The sequence below is a fragment of the Luteibacter sp. E-22 genome (assembly GCF_049913125.1).
Taxonomy (GTDB): Bacteria; Pseudomonadota; Gammaproteobacteria; order Xanthomonadales; family Rhodanobacteraceae; genus Luteibacter.
In genome coordinates, this window is the sequence record NZ_CP183975.1 from 1907262 (window position 1) to 1924776 (window position 17515).

Sequence of the window (17515 nt, forward strand, 5' to 3'; positions counted from 1 at the left end):
GGGAACTATCCATGCCGAGTATCAACGACATCCTGATCCTGCTTCCCGAGGTCTACCTCGTGGTCGCGGCTTGCGTGCTGCTCCTTCTGGACGCGTACCTCAAGCCGGGCCAGAAGGGCACAGTCCATTGGCTTTCCATCCTGGTCCTGCTGATCGGTGCCTACCTCGTCGTCAGCGGCCAGCCCGCGGCGCCGGTCACCGCATTCAGCGGCATGTTCGTCCGCGATGGCGTGGCCGAAGTCCTCAAGCTGTTCTCGCTGCTGATCACCGCGGTGATCTTCGTCTACGCGCGTCCCTACCTGAAGGAAAGGGCGATTCCGTTCGGCGAGTTCTATACGCTGACGATCTTCGCCACGGTCGGCATCATGTTCCTTGTGTCCGCCGGTAGCCTGGTCACCGTCTATCTCGGCCTCGAACTGCTGACGCTGTCGTCGTACGCGCTGGTGGCGTTGAACCGCGATTCGCAGCTTTCCTCGGAAGCGGCGATCAAGTACTTCGTCCTGGGCGCACTGGCCTCGGGCATGCTGCTGTACGGTATGTCGATGGTCTACGGCGCCACGCACAGCCTCGACCTGCACACGATCCACGCGGCCATCGTCGGCACGGAGTGGAAGACCCTGCTGCTGTTCGGCCTGGTCTTCATGATCGTCGGCATCGGTTTCAAGCTGGGCGCCGCTCCGTTCCACATGTGGATCCCGGACGTGTACCAGGGCTCGCCGACGGCCGTGACCGTGTTCATCGGTTCGGCGCAGAAGCTGGCGGCGTTCGGCATGGCCTACCGCTTGCTGTCTACTGGCATGGGCGATGCCGCCGGTGGCGCGACCGGCCTGGCCTCGCAGTGGCAGCTGATGCTCGCCGTGCTGGCGGTGCTTTCGCTGGCGATCGGCAACCTCGTCGCCATCGTGCAGACCAACCTCAAGCGCCTGCTGGCCTATTCGACCATCTCGCACATGGGCTACCTGCTGCTCGGCCTGGTGAACGCCGGTCCGGAAGGCTATTCGGCCTCGATGTTCTATGCGGTGAGCTACGCACTGACCAGTGCCGCGGCCTTCGGCATGATCCTCGTGCTGTCGCGCTCGGGCTTCGAGTGCGAAGAGATCGACGACCTGCGCGGCCTCAACCAGCGTTCGCCGTGGTTCGCGTTCCTGATGCTGCTGGTGATGTTCTCGCTGGCCGGCGTGCCGCCGTTGTTCGGTTTCTTCGGCAAGCTGCTGGTGCTGAAGGCGGCCGTCGACGCGGGCATGCTCTGGCTCGCCCTGGTCGGCGCGGTCTTCGCGATCATCGGCCTGTACTACTACCTGCGCGTGGTGAAGGTCATGTACTTCGACCAGCCGGCCGAAGGCACCGACGTCCGCGCCACCGCCGACGCACCGGCCCGCTGGGTCCTGTCGATCAACGCGCTCGCGCTGCTGGTCCTCGGCTTCACCTGGGCACCGCTGCTGGCGTGGTGCCAGCGAGCCTTCGCGGGCTGATTCCGCGGGGCAGGGGAACGATCGAAGGGCGCCGGTGATCCGGCGCCCTTTTTGTTTTCGAGAGCCGGATTAAAGAGGCTGCCTTGCAGGCTGTCGTGGGAGCCGACCTTGTCGGCGATGGGTGTTTGCCTCAACCTGGCCCGCTGCCGCGGGATCGCCGACAAGGTCGGCTCCCACCAGAGCTTTCCTGGACCTGGAACTTCGCTCCGGTCAGAGCTTCCCGATCCCGGGCGAAGACGCTACACGGCGCTTTTTTCACACGAACGTAAGAAAAGGGCTTGCAAGAATCCGGCCACATCCATATACTTGCTGACTCTGATGCGGGGTGGAGCAGTCTGGCAGCTCGTCGGGCTCATAACCCGAAGGTCGTAGGTTCGAATCCTACCCCCGCTACCAGTTTTCCAAAGGCGCGAACTCCGGTTCGCGCCTTTTCTTTTGCGCGGTTCGTCTAGGTATTCCGACACTTATCCCACTGGCTTTTCGCGATTACGTTTCACAACAAGTCACCAAAGGAGCAAGGCATGAGAGCGATAGGAAACGTGTTGTGGTTCGTGATGGGCGGCGTCGTCATGGGCCTGGGGTGGTGGTTGGCGGGGCTTCTCTGTTTCCTGACGATCGTCGGTATCCCGTGGGGCCGCGCTTGCTTCGTGATCGGCAAGTTCGCCTTCCTGCCGTTCGGACGGGAGGCGATCAGCCGCCGTGATCTCTCGGGACGCGGGGACATCGGCACGAGCGGCCTCGGTACGATCGGCAATATCGTCTGGTTCGTCTTCGCTGGCATCTGGCTGGCCATCGGCCATGTGTGCTCGGCGATCGCCTGCTTCGTGACGATCATCGGCATTCCTTTCGGCATCCAGCATCTCAAGCTGGCCGGCATCGCGCTCGCACCGATCGGCAAGACCATCGTCAGCAAGGAAGTGGCGGAAGCCTCGCGCAGGATGGGTGCTGAAGCGGCGGTACTCAAGGCTCGCGGGGCGATCTGAGTCAGCCAGGTTCGAGGGCTTCGTTACCCGAGACGTAACGGTTACGCCCGGAGCTCTTCGCGGCATAGAGGGCCTGGTCCGCTTCGCGTACCAGGTTCTGCACACCTGGCGGCAGCCCTGTCGCTACCCCGATGCTGACCGTGACGCGGCTGTCGATGCCATGCGCGTGTTCGAGTTGGGCGTCGTAAACGGCGCGATTCATTCGGCGTGCGACGACCTGTGCCCCGAGCCGGTCGGCGCCTGGCAGCAGGACGACGAATTCCTCGCCACCGTAACGGGCGATGAAATCCGTTGGACGCCGTAGCGCACCAGCGAGCAGGCGCGCCACGGCGCGCAGCGCTACATCCCCCGCCAGATGACCACGCGTGTCGTTGAAGGTCTTGAACAGGTCCACGTCGATCATCAACGCACTGAGTGGCTTGCCCTCCCGTGCGGATTCCTTCGTGCGCTCGGCCAAGGCCTGGTCGAAGGCGCGACGATTGGGGATGCCGGTCAGTTCGTCCAACAACGATACGCGTTCCACTGCTGCGAGGGCTTCGGACAACATGTCGCGCGTACGCGCGAACCAGAACTGGGTCTGCGTCACGCGAACGACATAGGCAAGCATGGCCAGCGCAAGCACGACGCGGCCGAATGTTCGCTGGGTCTCGCTGATGCCGAGGCTCAGCGCGAAGATCGCCGCGAGCAGCAGGCCCGGAGCGAGACTGACCGACAACTGGCGCGCCCAGCGGTGTCGTGTCGGTTCGAAGGAGCGGCGATGGCGCTGCGCATGCAGCAGGCAAATGAGTGCCATGAAGGGCACGGTGGGCAACACGTCCGCCAGTTGCTGGAAGATGGAAAGGTTGGGATGGAGTTCATCGTGGTTGTGGATGCCGGCGGCGATCGCATAGAAACCCAGAAAGGTCGCGGTCAGCCTGAAGAACCGATGCTCCCGCTCCTCCGTTGCCGTCAGGCTGCGAATGGCGAAGGTAATGAACAGGAAGACGTTTTCCACGTCGAAGGCGATGACGACCCAGACCATGTCCTCGTTCTTGAGGAAGCCGTTCGCGTCGCGCAGGTCACGCACACCGAGATAGCAGAGGATGACCAACAGGATGAGCAGCGAACCGTCGACGATTCGCCGTGAGAGCATCGAGGGTTCATCGCGGGTCGAGACGGCGGCATAGAGCAGGGGCACGCCGTAACTGACGAACAGTACGTACGTGGATATCAGGTTCTCCTCGGTTCCCGAGCGGGCGATGGCGTAAGCCATCCCCACGAACCAGCACGCCAGCCCCAGGGCCAGGCAAACCATGGTTCGACGCTCATAGGTGGGAACACGCAGGCAAGCGAGTGCGGCCAGGCATGCAGCGCCCGATGCGAACAGCATGAGGTAGTAGGCCAGCTCCGGCAGTTCGCGTCCGGTGAGTGGCGGGACGACGACCTGCGCGACGGGCAGCGCCAGGCAGGTCACCACATAACCAAGGTAGCGCCTCGTCGTCCCCATGCCGCGCTTCCTCCCCCGAAAGCCGTGCGTGCGGGATTCATCTTGCCATGCTCGCAGTACGGCCGCTATGTCATTCCGGTTATTTTGCGGCGCTGCCGAACACGGGGTCTTTCAGTCCCCCGATGGCATGGGTACCACCACCCTGCATTTCGAGCACGACGATGTCGTTGCGTCCTTCATGCAGCCATGACGGCGGCACGTAAAGCGTCTGCTGGGGGCCGATGTTCCAGAATCGTCCGAGGTGATGTCCGTTCACCCAGACGTTGCCCTTGTTCCAGCCGCGCATGTCGAGGAACGTGCCGGCGACCCTGCTTACGTCGAAGCTGCCGTGCCAGAACGCCGGTCCCTGCGACGGTGAGCCCACCTTGAAGGTGAGGCCCGAAAGATCGTCGAGGGGCAGGGGATACACGCTCCAGTTCGTGAGGTCGTTCCCGGCGACCTGCACGGACAAGGTGATGCCCTTGTAGTCTTCTTCCATGCCGGTGCCGATGTTGATCCGGCCCATGTTCTCGACGAGCAGATCGAGGGTGTCGCCGCTTTTCAGGTCCACGGGCAGTTCGTGTTCCTGCTTGCGCCGATCGAGCGTGCCGGTGGGACGGCCGTCGACCAGGACCGTTGCGTAGTCGTGCACGTCGTTGACGTCGAGCTTGCCCTTGGCGTCGGCGTCGAGCTTCTTGCGATAGAGGATCAGGCCATAGTCCTGGCCATAGGTTTCCATGCCATGCGGCGTCAGGCTCGTTTGTGCCTTCGAGAGCGCGGGCAGGGCGTCGAGCAGGGATATCGATTCGCTCAACTCGAAGCGAGGAATGGCGATGGTCGGCGACGACGCGGGTACCTTGGGCAACGACTCGCCCTTGGGCAGGTGGGCGGCGATGACCTTGCGCAGTGCCTGGTATTTCGGCGTGATCCGGCCGGCTTCGTCGATCGGCGAATCGTAGTCGTAGCTGGTGGTGACGGGCAGGTACTTGCCGTCCTCATTGTTCGCGCCGTTCGTCCAGCCGAAGTTCGTGCCGCCATCGACCATGTAGAGGTTGAACGAGATGCCGCGATCGAGCATCCAGCCGACGGCGCCCGCCACCTCGCCGGCCGTGCGTGTGTTGTGCGGCTCGCTCCAGCGGTCGTACCAGCCACTCCAGTACTCGCCGGCCATCTTGGGCATGCCCTGCATGAGGGGCTCCGAACGATGGAACGCGCGTTCCGTTTTCGCCGCGTCGCCGGTGAAATTGATGACGGACAGCATCCCGGGCAACGTACCGCGCGACATCCAGGTGGGTCCCGGGCCGTTCGACATGAACAAAGGCAGGTCGAAGCCGGCATCGACCATCTGCTGGCGAATCGCTTCCATGTAGTCGCGATCGTTACCGACGTAACCGTATTCGTTCTCTACCTGCATCATGAGAATGGGCCCCCCGCGCGTGCTCATCAGCGGAGTCAGCTCCTGTCCGAGACGCTTGAACCAGGCGGCGCTCGCCTGCAGGAAGCGCGGGTCGAGGGAGCGCACCCGCAGGCCCGGCGTGCGCAGCAGCCACGCGGGAAAACCACCGAACTCCCATTCCGCGCATACGAACGGACCGGGGCGCACGATCACGTTGAGCCCTTCTTCCTGTGCGGTACGGACGAAGGTCGCGATGTCGTTGTCGCCGCTGAAATCGAACTTGCCCGGCTCGGGCTCGCTGGCATTCCAGAACGCGTAGGTGGTGATGGTGTTGAGACCCATGGCCCGTGCCTTGCGCAGGCGGTCGCGCCATTCCGTGTGCGGAATGCGCGGGTAGTGCATCTCACCGGAGCGGATGACGTAGGGTTTGCCGTCGAGCAGGAAGTGGTCGCCTTCGATGGCGAAATGCGGTGGCGTGGCAGCCAGGGCGGAGGAGGACAGGGCCGCCGAAGCGACGAGGCAGGTCGAGAGGAACAGGCTCAGACGCTTCACGGATGGCCTCCATCTTGGGAATCGCCCGACGTTACACAGCACGTCGCTCCCGCGGCAAGGGACCGGGTCACATTCCGACACCCTTCAAGGCTTGGCGCCCTTCAGTACCTTCAGCTGCTCCAGTGCATGCGCGTTGGCGGGATTGAGCGCGAGCGAGCGCTGGTAGTTCTCAATCGCCTTCGGGGAGTCGCCTGTCGTCTCGTAGCCTTCGGCGAGACTGTCCCACGCGTTCCAGCTCTTTGGCCACCGGTCCACGTTGTACCGGAATACTCCGATCGCCTGCGCGGTCTTTTTCGCCTTGAGCAGGGAGTAGGCCCAGTCGTTCACCTTGCCCTCGCTGAGGTGCAGCTCCGGGTGCTTCTGACGGACAGATGCGACGGCACCGGCGAAATCGTGGAAGTCAGACTTTGCCAGGGCGTTTTCCAGAGCGGTCTGCGCTGGCGGCTTGCCGAGCATGTCGAGGCGTGCCTGTTCCGCCAGCGCCTGCAGTTCGCTTTGCGTGCTTCCCGGACGATTGGCCAGCAGGATCACGCCGTAAGCCGCGTCGGGATAGATCTCCACATAGCTCGAAAAACCGAAGGTACCGCCGGAAGCACGCAGGCGGCGTTTGCCGTCGATGGTCTTGTCCACCTTCCAGTTGTATGCGACGGCATCGCCTTCGGGATCGCCCCAGGCCACGCGCTGGCTGAGGGCGACGACGGGGTCGGCACCGTTCAACTCGGCCAGGATGAAGCGCGCCATGTCCTGTGTGCTGTAGCGCAAGCCGCCCGCGCTGGCGACGTAGGGGGCGTCGAGCGGCGGAAGGGCACGGTGTTCCGCGTCGTAGCCGACTGCCAGGCTTTCGTCGCGTGCATGGCCCACGCCCTGGCCCATACCGAACGGCTTCTCGATATGGCGATCGAGCAGCACCTCGTAACTGGCGCCGAGGGCTTTCTCCACCGCCACGGCCAGGAGGATCGAGGCGAGGTTGGAATGCCTGGGCATCGTGCCTGGTCGTGCGGAAAGCTGCGCGGTTGCGAGGTCCGCGAACATCCGCGTCCGTTCGTACCTGGCCAGGGCTTCCGTCGCGACGAACGGCACGCGGTCGGGGGGTACGCCGGCGGCGAGCTTGCCCATGTCCGGGAGATTGTCCGGAAGCGCCGACGTGGTATCGGCGAGGTCGACGAGGCGGATCGGCGTGCCCTGATAGACCAGGTTGGGGTAGGGGCCTGGAAGGTAGCGGCGCAGGTCGTCGTCCGGCTTCGCGCGGCGCTGGATCACGGCCTGTGCCAGCAGGAGCGAGGTGAAGACCTTGGTGATCGATCCGATCTCGTAGACCGTCCTCTCCGTAGGCGAAGCAGCCTTTCCCGGCACCAGCGTGCCGAAGTTGTAATAGCGCACCTTGCCATGATCGACGACGGCGATGGAAAGGGCGTCGGTCTTTCCGGCGTCGACGAAGGCCTCGCCCAACCGTTCATAGGCACGATCCATGGCCGCCGGATCGATCGGTGGAGTGGACCGCGCGTCGGCGGCTCCGCAGAAGACGAGCAGGGACAGCGAGGCGAGCAGCGGCAGGCGCGGCATGGGGCTTCCCTTGGCGATGGCGGTAGGGCCATTTGTGGCGGATCGGTGTGTCCACGTAATGTCCCATTGGTCATGCCGATGGCCGGTGCGCAAGATCCGTCATGCGCGCGGTCTCGCGGGACGTTAGCCTCTACCCATGAACGATGCATCGCAACAGCGCTTCCGCCGGGTCCTCGACCATATCGACAGCTGTCTCGACGGCGATCTCGCGCTGGAGACGCTGGCGGAACTGGCGGCGTACTCGCGCTTTCATTTTCATCGCCGCTTCGCCGCACTGATCGGCATGACCGTGCACCGTTACGTGCAACTCTCGCGTTTCAAGCGGGCGGCATGGCAAGCCGCGTTCCGGCCAGGGGTTTCGTTGACGCAGGTCGGACTCGATGCCGGCTACGAAAGTCCCGAGGCCTTCTCGCGCGCCTTCCGGCAAAGGCTTGGGCAATCGCCTTCGGCGTTCCGTGAAGCGCCGGACTGGAGCGTCTGGGCGAAAGCCTGGCGCGAACTCGACGAAGTAAGGAGGTTTCACATGCCAGCGGAACACCACGTGGACGACGTACGCATCATCGATTTTCCCGCCACGTCCGTGGCCTGCCTGCCGCACAGGGGGCCACCGGAACGCATCGGCGAATCCATTCGCCGGTTCATCGACTGGCGGCGCGCCCACGGCTTGACGCCCGCGAAGAGCGCGACGTGGAACATCCTCCATGACGATCCGGACGCCACCCCGCCGGATGCGTTCCGCCTCGACATCTGTGCCACTTGCGATACCGTCGTCCCGAACGATGCGGGCGTGGTCGCGGCACGTATCGAGGGTGGCCGTTGCGCCGTCCTGCGTCATGAAGGTTCCGACGCGCTGCTTGGCGATGCGATCCGTTTCCTCTACGGCGAATGGTTGTCGGGCAGTGACGAAGAGCCACGCGACGCACCGTTGTTCCTGCGCCGGGTGGCCTTCTTTCCCGATGTGCCGGAGCAGGAGGCCATCACCGATATCTTCCTTCCGCTCGCTGCGAGCGCCTGACGTTCGTTCTTCGTCCGGAATTCTCACGATTCCTGTCACGCGGTGTGCCACCGTGTGACCCATGGGTTCAACGGAGAAGACGATGATGGGTACCAGGGAGGGCGAGGAACTGGTGAAGGCTTTTTGCCTCGACGTGGCGTGTGCGGCGCCTATGGAACGGATCGACCGGGTACGCCGCGGCATCGCGCCGGTATGGGTGAACCGCCTGGCCAGGGCCATGCGTATCGCGGACGAGCACCTCGTGCTGTACCTCGGCCTGGATCGTCGGGCGATGGCAAGGCGGATGGCCGGGGGTGAGCGCCTGGATCCGCACGACTCCGAAGCCATCGTGGCGACGGCGAAACTTCTGGGGGATACGTTCCTGGCGCTGGCCGCCGGTGGCCAGGCCGTGCGGGAAGTCGACATCGCCCGGCAGCTCGGCATGTGGTTGCGCACGCCCACGCCGGACCTGGATCACCAGGCACCGATCCAATACCTCGACGTGACCGAGGGGCGTGAGCTGGTCGCGCGCTTGTGGGTCGGGCGCTATACCGGCAATGGCAAGTTCGCCATGCCGGCTGCCTGACGACCTTCACGCAATAACTTGCGGTTGTTTCGCGCGGCGGCGCGGGTCGTTGCGCCCGCGTCTGGCGTGCCGCGGTCTCCATTTCTCATCCCATTCTGCGGGGCACGTCACGGACAGGCCTTTCCGGCGTGTCCGACACGCCACGCGGAAAGCCTGATGAAAGCTCGTCCGCCCATTGCTCGACCCCGCAGGGGGAGCAACAGGCGGGACGGTGGGGGAATTCGCGATTTCCTGCGATGCACGCAGCAGGAGTCCGTCGGACCGGCGGGGAAGGTGCCGCTTAGCCATAACGCCAGCAGTGTCAGGGCTTCCGCCTTGGCGGAAGCAATCTACGGGCTAATGGAAGGATCAATCATGAAGATCGATGCATTTGCTTCAGGGATCACGCGCAAGACGGTACTGACGATGGCGATCGCGCTGGCGATGCCGTCCCTTTCCGCGCATGCGGAGGACGCGTGGGTATCCACGCATACGAGAGCGGCGATGCTACCCGTGGCGGCGACGCAGGCGGCCTCCACCGGTTACGCGCTCAACATGACCGGCTCCCCGCATATCGACGGCGCGGCGGTGACGGCGATGGCGTCGGACCAACCGCTGCACGTTACCGTCAGCCTCAAACTGCGCAATCCCGACCAGTTGCAGACTTTCCTGGCCGGCGTCACCACGCCGGGCAATCCGCTGTATGGCAAGTTCCTCACGCCGGATCAGTTCAAGGCGCGTTTCGCGCCGACCCAGGCGCAGGTCGACGCGGTCGTCGCGCACCTGCAGCAGGCCGGCTTCACGAATATCGAAGTGGCGCCCAACAACCTGCTGGTTTCCGCCGACGGCACCGCCGGTACCGCGGCCAATGGCTTCCATACGTCGATCAAGCGCTTCAACGCGAACGGGCGTGAGTTCTTCGCCAACGACACACCCGCACTGGTTCCTTCCGCACTCGGCGATTCGGTCGATGCCGTGCTGGGCTTGCAGAACGTGTCGGTGAAACACACGCTGCACCATGTGTACAAGCCCGAGAACGTGACCGTGCCTGGACCGGCATCGAGCACGCTGGCCACCGCGGCCGTCAGCTCGCACCACCCGCAGGACTTCGCCGCCATCTACGGCGGTTCCAGCGTGCCGGCGGCGACCAACACCGCCGTGGGCATCATCACGTGGGGTTCGATCACCCAGACGGTCGCCGATCTCAACAGCTTCACGTCCAGCGCCGGCCTCGCCACGGTGAACTCCACCATCACGAAGGTCGGCAGCGGCACGTTCGCCAACGATCCCGATTCCAACGGCGAATGGTCGCTCGACAGCCAGGACATCGTCGGCATCGCCGGTGGCGTCAAGCAGCTGATCTTCTACACCTCGGCCAACGGTGATTCGAGTTCCAGCGGCATCACGAACGCGGGCATCACGGCGACGTTCAACCGTGCCGTGACCGACAACATCGCGAAGCTGATCAACGTCTCGCTCGGCGAAGACGAAACGGCCGCGGAGCAATCGGGTACGCAGGCCGCCGACGATGCCATCTTCCAGCAGGCCGTGGCACAGGGACAGACGTTCTCCGTGGCGGCCGGCGACGCGGGCGTGTACCAGTGGTCGTCGGACCCGCTGACGGGTTCCCCGGGCTACGTGGCCAACTCCGCGGGTACGGTGAAGATCGATCTCACCCATTACTCGGTGAGCGAGCCGGCCAGCTCGCCCTATGTGATCCAGGTGGGCGGCACGCAGCTGTCCACCAGTGGCACGACGTGGAGCGGCGAAACGGTGTGGAACGAAGGCCTGTCGGCCATCGCGCCGAGCCAGGGCGACAACAACCAGCGCCTGTGGGCCACCGGCGGTGGCACCAGCCTGTTCGAGACGGCACCGTCGTGGCAGTCCTCGGTCACCAGTTCGACCAAGCGTGTCGGTCCTGACGTGTCGTTCGACGCCGCCTCGTCCTCCGGTGCGTTGATCGTCGTGAACGGCTCGACGGAGCAGGTGGGCGGCACGAGCCTCGCCTCGCCCTTGTTCGTGGGTGCGTTCGCGCGTATCGAATCGGTGGCGAACAACGCCATCGGCTTCCCGGCCTCGAAGTTCTACCAGGCCTTCCCGACGCAGACCTCGTTGTTGCACGACGTGACCTCCGGCAACAACGGCTACCAGAGCCATGGCTACACCGCGGCCACCGGCTTCGACGAGGCGACCGGTTTCGGCAGCTTCGACATCGGCAAGCTGAACACCTATGCCCAGGCCAACTGGGTGAGCGGTGGCGGCACGACTCCGCCGCCCGGCAATGTGTTGCAGAACGGTGTGGCGGTGACGGGGCTGGCGGCGGCGCAGAACGGCAAGGTCAACTACACCGTGGCCATCCCCTCCGGGGCGACCAACCTGAAGATCGCGATCTCGGGCGGCACGGGCGATGCCGACCTGTACGTGAAGTTCGGCTCGGCGCCTACCACGTCGAGCTACGACTGCCGCCCGTACATCACGGGCAACACGGAAAGCTGCTCGTTCTCCTCGCCGCAAACCGGCACGTACTACGTGATGCTCAACGGCTATACCTCGTTCTCGGGCGTGACCTTGAAGGCGACGTGGACGAACTGATCGATAGGTAGGCAACACCGTGAAGAAGGGCGCCCGCTTGAGAGAGCGGGCGCTTTTTTTGTCGGGCTCGGCTTTGCCCTCGCGTTCGTTGTGTGGCTCGCGGGGGAGCTGCCGGGCGTCCCCCTCGGCGCGCCAGGCGGCGCCGGCCCTTGGGGAAGGAAAGCCGCTGCGCGGCCGTGTTCGATGGCTGCGCCCCTTCGGGCTCGGACGGTCGGGCGGGGGTTTTCGATTCGGCTCCTGCCTCAGCGAAAACGATCGGCCGTCCAGGCCGATCCCCTGCGGGCCTTTTCCGCCCGGCCGTCCTCGTCGCCTCATGGCGCGCCGAGGGGGACGCCCGGCAGCTCAGTCACGACTGCGGTGGGTTGAGGCGAAAAAGCGAAAGAGCGAAGGTCGCCGGACACCGCAGCGCATACCGCATACCGCACACGGAACACCGCGACACACCGCCAAGCACCGCACCCTGTTGGATCGCCATACCCTGGTGGGAGCCGACTCTGTCGGCGATCCCGCGGCAGCGGGCCCGGTCGAGGCAAGCACCCATCGCCGACAGAGTCGGCTCCCACCAGAGCGACGGCCAACCGAATGGCGGTCGACGGCTCATCCCCGGCCCCCCCAACAACATGGCGTAAATTGTCCGGTCTGCGTCCGGGCGTGGCCTGTCGGGCTGGTTCGGCGAAGCGGAAACTGGCGTTCTCTTTCCATAGGAAACCGCCATGTCCATTGCCGATACCGCCTTGATCGTCATCGACGCCCAGGAGTCCTTTCGCCATCGTCCCTACTGGCGCGATGATGATGTGGCTGCTTATATTGGCAGGCAGCAGGCCCTAGTCGATGGGGCGAAGCGGAATGGGATTCCCGTCGTGCAGATATTCCATGTGGAAGAAAGCGGGGTGTTTTCCGAAGCATCGGGTTTCGTGACCACCCTGGCGCCGCTTCGTATCGACGCCGACGTCACGTTCCGCAAGCGCCGCCATAGTGCGCTGGTGGGTTCGGGCCTCGATGTCTGGTTGACGACGCACGGTATCCGGCGAGTGATCGTTTCCGGTGTGCGCACCGAACAATGTTGCGAAACCACCGCGCGCCATGCCTCCGACCTCGGTTATGACGTCGACTACGTAGGTGAAGCGACACTCACGTTCCCGATGGTCGACGTGGAGGGCCGCGAGTGGAGCGCGGCGGAAATCCGGGCTCGTACGGAACTGGTGCTTGCCGGCCGTTTCGCGCGGATCGCCACGGTCGAGGAGGCGCTGGTGGGGATGCCGCGCACGGCGGCCTGATGCCAAAATCCTCGCCGCGCCAGATATCGGTCTACGTGGTGGTCCCGCCGCGGGTGTTGCTGCTAGATGTCGCGGGACCGATCGAGGTATTGCGTAGGGCGAACCTGGAACAGGAAGCCATTCGCTTCGATGTTACCTATGTCGGTCCCGCGCGCACGGTAGGCAGTTCGATCGGCCTGGGCGTCGCAGGCATCGGAGCCTTGCCTGCCCGTATTGCGGAAGGAGCCATCGTCGTGGTTCCCGGCGCGGCGGACGTTCCGCTTGGCGTTGGCCGGACGACGGCCGCGCAGGACGATGCGAGCGAAGACTCGATTGTCGCCTGGCTGCGCAAGGTGGTGAGGCCGGGCATGCGCGTGGTTTCGATCTGCTCAGGCGCCTTGCTCGTGGCCCGCGCGGGTCTGCTCGACGGCTACGAGTGCACGACGCACCACGGTTGCACCGCGCAGCTGACGCGTGCCGCGCCGGCCGCCCGCGTGCGGGAGAACCGCCTGTACGTCGAGGATGGCGAACGTCTGACCAGCGCGGGGATCACTGCGGGCGTCGACCTGATGCTGCACCTCGTGGCCACCCTGGCTGGGCCACCCGTGGCGCTGGCTGTCGCGCGCTTCCTGGTGGTCTACCTGCGCAGGGCCGGTGGCGATCCTCAACTTTCTCCGTGGCTGGAAGGGCGCAATCACATGCATGCCGCGGTCCATCGTGCGCAAGATGCGGTAGCGGCCGATCCGGCGCGCGATTGGTCCGTGGGATCGCTGGCGTCGGTCGCGGCATCGAGTCCGCGGAACCTGTCGCGCCTGTTCAACGAGCACACGGGCATGAGCGTCACCGACTACGTGAATCGCATGCGGGTCGCCCTTGCTCGCGAATTGCTCACGGGATCGCGCCTGGATATCGAGGCCGTGGCGGAAAGGGCCGGGTTCGGTTCATCACGCCAGTTGCGCCGCGCATGGGCACGCGTGAACGACCTGCCGCCAAGCCGGATGCGCGAGGTCGAGGTATAAAATGCATCCATGAGCCGAACCCTGCTGGCATTGATGGTTCCGGAAGCCGAACCCATGGTCGGCGATTTGCGCGCGCGACTCGACCCCGCGGCACAGATGGGGCTGGGGGCCCACATCACGCTCGTTTATCCATTCGTCGACAGCGGCACCATCGATGAAGAGGCGATGGAACGATTGCGCGATGTCGCGCGGGCCCATGCTCCACCCTCGTTCTACCTGGACTCGGTGCGGACGTTTCCCTCGACCGTATGGCTCGGACCGTCGCCCGGCGACGCCATCGTGGCGCTTGCTGCCGCTCTGGAGGCGGCGTTTCCGGAACGGCCGCGCGATGGCAGGGCGTTTCCCGATTACGTGCCGCATCTGTCGGTGGCCAGGAACGTTCGCGGCGACCGTGCCGTCATCGTGACGACCTTGGAAGACCGCCTGCATGCGAGCGGGCCGATTCCATGCGTCTGCCGCCACCTCCATGTCATGCAGCGTGCCTCGGGTGCGTGGCGCAGCTTGGTGTCTGTTCCCCTCGGGCTATCCTGACCGCATTCGTTTCCACGCGGTTTCCAGGCCCAGACTGGCTAGACGCGGTCTTCGCCGAAAAGGCGGCGATGATCGCCATGGTCGTACCAGTGCATGACGACGGCAGGGACCAGCGACCGGACGTCGATCCCGGACGCCTCGAACATGGCCCATGTGTCCAGCAAGGCTTGGCGGAGGCGTGCCGCACCCGGGTCGTCCGGGGCGTTGTTACGGGCCCAGTCGAGCGTCTCGACGATGCGCAGCGACCAGTCGTGCAGCAGGTCCGCGCGGGTCATGAGGTGGGCACGGAGCCAGGGTCGCAGGCCCTCCTGCAGCACCAGGCCTTCCTCCGTCGCGATGCTCCGTAGCAGGCCGGCCACTTCGGGGTGGGCGCCTCGATACCACTCCGTATGCCCGCCCGCCGCGGCCGGCACCACCAGCGGGGCCATGGCGTGATATTCCGTGAAGGCGCCGATCAGGCGGCGCTCGATCCGCCTGGCCGCGGCGACACGCTCGGCGTCCACCAGCAGCCCCCGGTCGAGGTCGAAGAACTCGAAGAAGCGCCGGTGCAGGGTGCTGAACCGGGTGAACGGGTCGCGCGAGAAGCCCAGCTTGAGCAGGTCCTCGTCCCGGCACGGCACCACGTAGACGTAGGCGCGGCCTCGGGAGGCGAATCGGGGGTAGGGTGCTTCGTCCGTCATTGTGAAAGTATCCCTGGGAGAGGGGGCGGCCAACTTGCATGAACGGACAAAAATGCGATAGAATTCGTGAATCTTAAGTGGCGTTGACGGCGGTTTCGGCCTTTCGTCGAGCGACGCTTCAAGGAACTTTCTTTTTACAAGAAAGCCTCCTCGTGAGGCTTTTTTGTTGGGCGCAAGGAGGCTCCCTGCGACACACTGTGAGCGCCGTCAGGGCATCGCGGAGGGCGCTGGAGGAAAGTGTCGGGATACATCGGCGACGAAAGGAATGGGCCGTTCGCGCCCTTTTTTTGTTTCTGGCGACCGGAAAACCGCAAAAACCGCAGGTAACGTGGATACCAACGCACTTTCACAGCGATTCTCGGACATCGTGGCCGATCTCGGTCTCGAGGTCCTCGGCATCGAATTCATCCCGTCCGGCGGGCAGAGCACCCTGCGCGTCTATCTCGACGTGCCCGGTGGCGAGCGCGAGGTCACGGTGGAGGACTGCGAGGCCGCGAGCCGCGAGTTCTCGGCCTTCCTGGACGTTGAAGATCCGATTCCCGGCAACTATGTACTGGAGGTCTCCTCCCCTGGCATCGACCGCCCCCTGTTCACGGCCGGGCAGTTCGCCCGCGTGGCTGGCCAGGAGGTCAAGGTGCTGCTGAAGGCCCCGATCGAGGGGCGTCGGCGACTCAAGGGCAACGTCGTTGAAGTAAACGGCGAGCACATTGTGGTCGAGGGCGAGGCCGGCAGATTCGAATTCGAGCATGCGGACGTCGAAAGCGCCCGCGTGGTTCCCGACTGGGTGGCCCTCGGCTATGCGCCGCAGCCGAAGCCCACGCCGGGCGGAAAGAAACCCAAATAACGAAACGACGGGGTGCCGCGGGGCATCCTTACGGGAGTAGCGGCAATGAGCAAAGAACTTTTGCTGGTAGTTGACGCGGTCGCCAACGAAAAGGGCGTACCGCGCGAAGTCATTTTCGAAGCCATGGAAGCGGCGCTGGCCTCGGCTGCCAAGAAGCGCTACCCCGATGAGGATCCCGACATCCGCGTCGAGATCGATCGCAACACGGGCGACTACGAGACCTTCCGTCGCTGGGAGATCATCGCGGACGACGGCGAGATGGAGGACCCGTCCTTCCAGATCCGCCTGATGGACGCGCAGGACGAGGCGGGCGAGGACGAAGTGGCCGAGGTCGGTGGCTGGATCGAGCACCAGATCGAGAACGCCGAGTTCGGCCGCATCGCGGCACAGGCGGCCAAGCAGGTGATCGTGCAGCGTGTCCGCGAAGCCGAGCGCCAGCAGGTGGTCGACGCCTTCGCCGATCGCGTGGGCGAACTGGTCACCGGTATCGTCAAGCGCGTCGAGCGCGGCAACGTCTACCTCGACCTGGGCAGCAACGCCGAGGCGTTCATCCCGCGCGACAAGACCATTCCCCGCGAGTCGGCCCGCGTGGGCGACCGCGTGCGTGGTTACCTCTATGAAGTGAAGTCTGAAATCCGCGGTCCGCAGCTGTTCGTTTCGCGCAGCGCGCCGGAATTCATGATCGAACTGTTCAAGCTCGAAGTGCCGGAAGTCGGCCAGGGCCTGGTGGAAATCAAGGGCTGCGCCCGCGATCCGGGCGATCGCGCCAAGATCGCCGTGGTGGCGCACGACAGCCGTACCGATCCCATCGGTGCATGCATCGGCATGCGTGGTTCGCGCGTGCAGGCCGTGTCGAACGAGCTCAATGGCGAGCGCGTCGACATCATCCTGTGGCACGAGAACCAGGCCCAGTACGTCATCAACGCGATGGCGCCGGCCGAAGTGCAGTCGATCATCATGGATGAAGAGAAGCATTCGATGGACATCGCCGTCGCCGAGGACAAGCTGTCCCAGGCGATCGGCCGCGGTGGCCAGAACGTGCGCCTCGCCAGCAAGCTCACCGGCTGGCAGCTCAACGTGATGACGCAGGACCAGGTCACCGCCAAGAGCGAGGCCGAGCAGGCCGCCGCCCTGGCGCTGTTCCAGGACAAGTTGGAAGTGGACGAGGAAATCGCCAGCATCCTGGTGCAGGAAGGCTTCTCGTCCGTGGAAGAAATCGCGTACGTGCCGAGCGCCGAATTGCTGGCGGTCGAAGGCTTCGACGAGGACATCGTCGAGGAACTTCGCGCCCGTGCTCGCGACGCCCTGCTGACCGAGGCGCTTGCCGCCGAGGAAGGCGTGGAGGAAAACGCTCCGTCCGAGGAACTGCTCGGAATGGACGGCATGGATGAAGCGACCGCCTTCGCGCTGGCGGATCGTGGTGTGAAGACGCTCGACGACCTGGGCGACCTCGCCGTCGACGAGCTCATCGATATCGAAGGCATGACCGAGGAGCGCGCATCGCAGCTGATCATGGCTGCGCGCGCACCGATGATCGCCCGCCTGGAGAAAGGTGGCTGAGCGCGAGACCGGAAGCGTCCTGGACGGGCGCCTCGAGGGAGGC

At 64.8% G+C, this 17515-nt stretch carries 14 protein-coding genes and 1 tRNA gene; 11 read left to right on the forward strand and 4 right to left on the reverse strand.

The window, feature by feature from the left end:
* Nucleotides 1-11 precede the first annotated feature (11 nt).
* The 3 genes from nuoN to ACN9M2_RS08660 all read left to right on the forward strand — a co-directional run bounded on the left by nuoN (nucleotide 12) and on the right by ACN9M2_RS08660 (nucleotide 2455).
* The gene (gene nuoN / locus ACN9M2_RS08650; protein ID WP_426287668.1) at nucleotides 12-1472 is read left to right on the forward strand and encodes an NADH-quinone oxidoreductase subunit NuoN; all 1461 of its coding nucleotides are present in this window, start codon (nucleotides 12-14) and stop codon (nucleotides 1470-1472) included.
* A gap of 319 nt (nucleotides 1473-1791) precedes the next feature.
* Nucleotides 1792-1868: transfer RNA gene (locus tag ACN9M2_RS08655), tRNA-Met, on the forward strand.
* 125 nt (nucleotides 1869-1993) lie between these two features.
* Nucleotides 1994-2455, forward strand: a complete 462-nt coding sequence (locus ACN9M2_RS08660; RefSeq protein WP_426287669.1) for a YccF domain-containing protein — start codon at nucleotides 1994-1996, stop codon at nucleotides 2453-2455.
* A 1-nt stretch (nucleotide 2456) separates the two neighbouring features.
* Here the strand turns inward: ACN9M2_RS08660 and ACN9M2_RS08665 are convergent, their stop codons facing one another.
* From ACN9M2_RS08665 to ACN9M2_RS08675, 3 genes are all read right to left on the reverse strand, one after another.
* A complete protein-coding gene (locus tag ACN9M2_RS08665; RefSeq protein ID WP_426287670.1) occupies nucleotides 2457-3941 on the reverse strand; it encodes a diguanylate cyclase in 1485 nt (494 codons plus the stop codon).
* A gap of 79 nt (nucleotides 3942-4020) precedes the next feature.
* Nucleotides 4021-5868: a glycoside hydrolase family 35 protein gene (locus tag ACN9M2_RS08670; protein ID WP_426287671.1), complete on the reverse strand. Its 1848-nt coding sequence runs from the start codon at nucleotides 5866-5868 to the stop codon at nucleotides 4021-4023.
* Between the two features lie 84 nt (nucleotides 5869-5952).
* Nucleotides 5953-7431 carry a serine hydrolase gene (locus ACN9M2_RS08675; RefSeq protein WP_426287672.1) on the reverse strand — a complete coding sequence of 493 codons (1479 nt, stop codon included), beginning with the start codon at nucleotides 7429-7431 and terminating at the stop codon, nucleotides 5953-5955.
* A 136-nt stretch (nucleotides 7432-7567) separates the two neighbouring features.
* On the opposite strand from ACN9M2_RS08675, the gene ACN9M2_RS08680 reads away from it, so the two are divergent.
* From ACN9M2_RS08680 to ACN9M2_RS08705, 6 genes are all read left to right on the forward strand, one after another.
* Nucleotides 7568-8446: an AraC family transcriptional regulator gene (locus tag ACN9M2_RS08680; protein WP_426287673.1), complete on the forward strand. Its 879-nt coding sequence runs from the start codon at nucleotides 7568-7570 to the stop codon at nucleotides 8444-8446.
* Between the two features lie 82 nt (nucleotides 8447-8528).
* Nucleotides 8529-9011, forward strand: a complete 483-nt coding sequence (locus ACN9M2_RS08685; protein ID WP_426287674.1) for an antitoxin Xre-like helix-turn-helix domain-containing protein — start codon at nucleotides 8529-8531, stop codon at nucleotides 9009-9011.
* Between the two features lie 354 nt (nucleotides 9012-9365).
* A complete protein-coding gene (locus ACN9M2_RS08690) occupies nucleotides 9366-11582 on the forward strand; it encodes a protease pro-enzyme activation domain-containing protein (protein WP_426287675.1) in 2217 nt (738 codons plus the stop codon).
* Nucleotides 11583-12295: 713 nt separating this feature from the next.
* Nucleotides 12296-12859, forward strand: a complete 564-nt coding sequence (locus tag ACN9M2_RS08695) for an isochorismatase family protein (protein WP_426287676.1) — start codon at nucleotides 12296-12298, stop codon at nucleotides 12857-12859.
* Nucleotides 12859-13857 (forward strand): GlxA family transcriptional regulator, encoded by a 999-nt coding sequence (locus tag ACN9M2_RS08700; protein WP_426287677.1) that lies wholly within the window; start codon nucleotides 12859-12861, stop codon nucleotides 13855-13857. The genes ACN9M2_RS08695 and ACN9M2_RS08700 overlap by 1 nt, the downstream gene beginning before the upstream one ends.
* 9 nt (nucleotides 13858-13866) lie before the next feature.
* Nucleotides 13867-14388, forward strand: coding sequence for a 2'-5' RNA ligase family protein (locus ACN9M2_RS08705; RefSeq protein ID WP_426287678.1), 522 nt, complete (start codon nucleotides 13867-13869; stop codon nucleotides 14386-14388).
* Between the two features lie 38 nt (nucleotides 14389-14426).
* Here the strand turns inward: ACN9M2_RS08705 and ACN9M2_RS08710 are convergent, their stop codons facing one another.
* On the reverse strand, nucleotides 14427-15068 hold the full coding sequence (locus ACN9M2_RS08710) for a GIY-YIG nuclease family protein (protein WP_426287679.1): 642 nt from the start codon (nucleotides 15066-15068) through the stop codon (nucleotides 14427-14429).
* A 328-nt stretch (nucleotides 15069-15396) separates the two neighbouring features.
* Here ACN9M2_RS08710 and rimP point away from each other — a divergent pair, with 328 nt between their 5' ends.
* Together rimP and nusA are read left to right on the forward strand one after the other, a co-directional pair.
* Complete coding sequence (gene rimP / locus ACN9M2_RS08715) at nucleotides 15397-15912, forward strand: ribosome maturation factor RimP (RefSeq protein ID WP_306847949.1); 516 nt, start codon at nucleotides 15397-15399, stop codon at nucleotides 15910-15912.
* A 45-nt stretch (nucleotides 15913-15957) separates the two neighbouring features.
* The gene (nusA, locus tag ACN9M2_RS08720; protein WP_306847367.1) at nucleotides 15958-17472 is read left to right on the forward strand and encodes a transcription termination factor NusA; all 1515 of its coding nucleotides are present in this window, start codon (nucleotides 15958-15960) and stop codon (nucleotides 17470-17472) included.
* The last annotated feature ends 43 nt before the right edge of the window (nucleotides 17473-17515 follow it).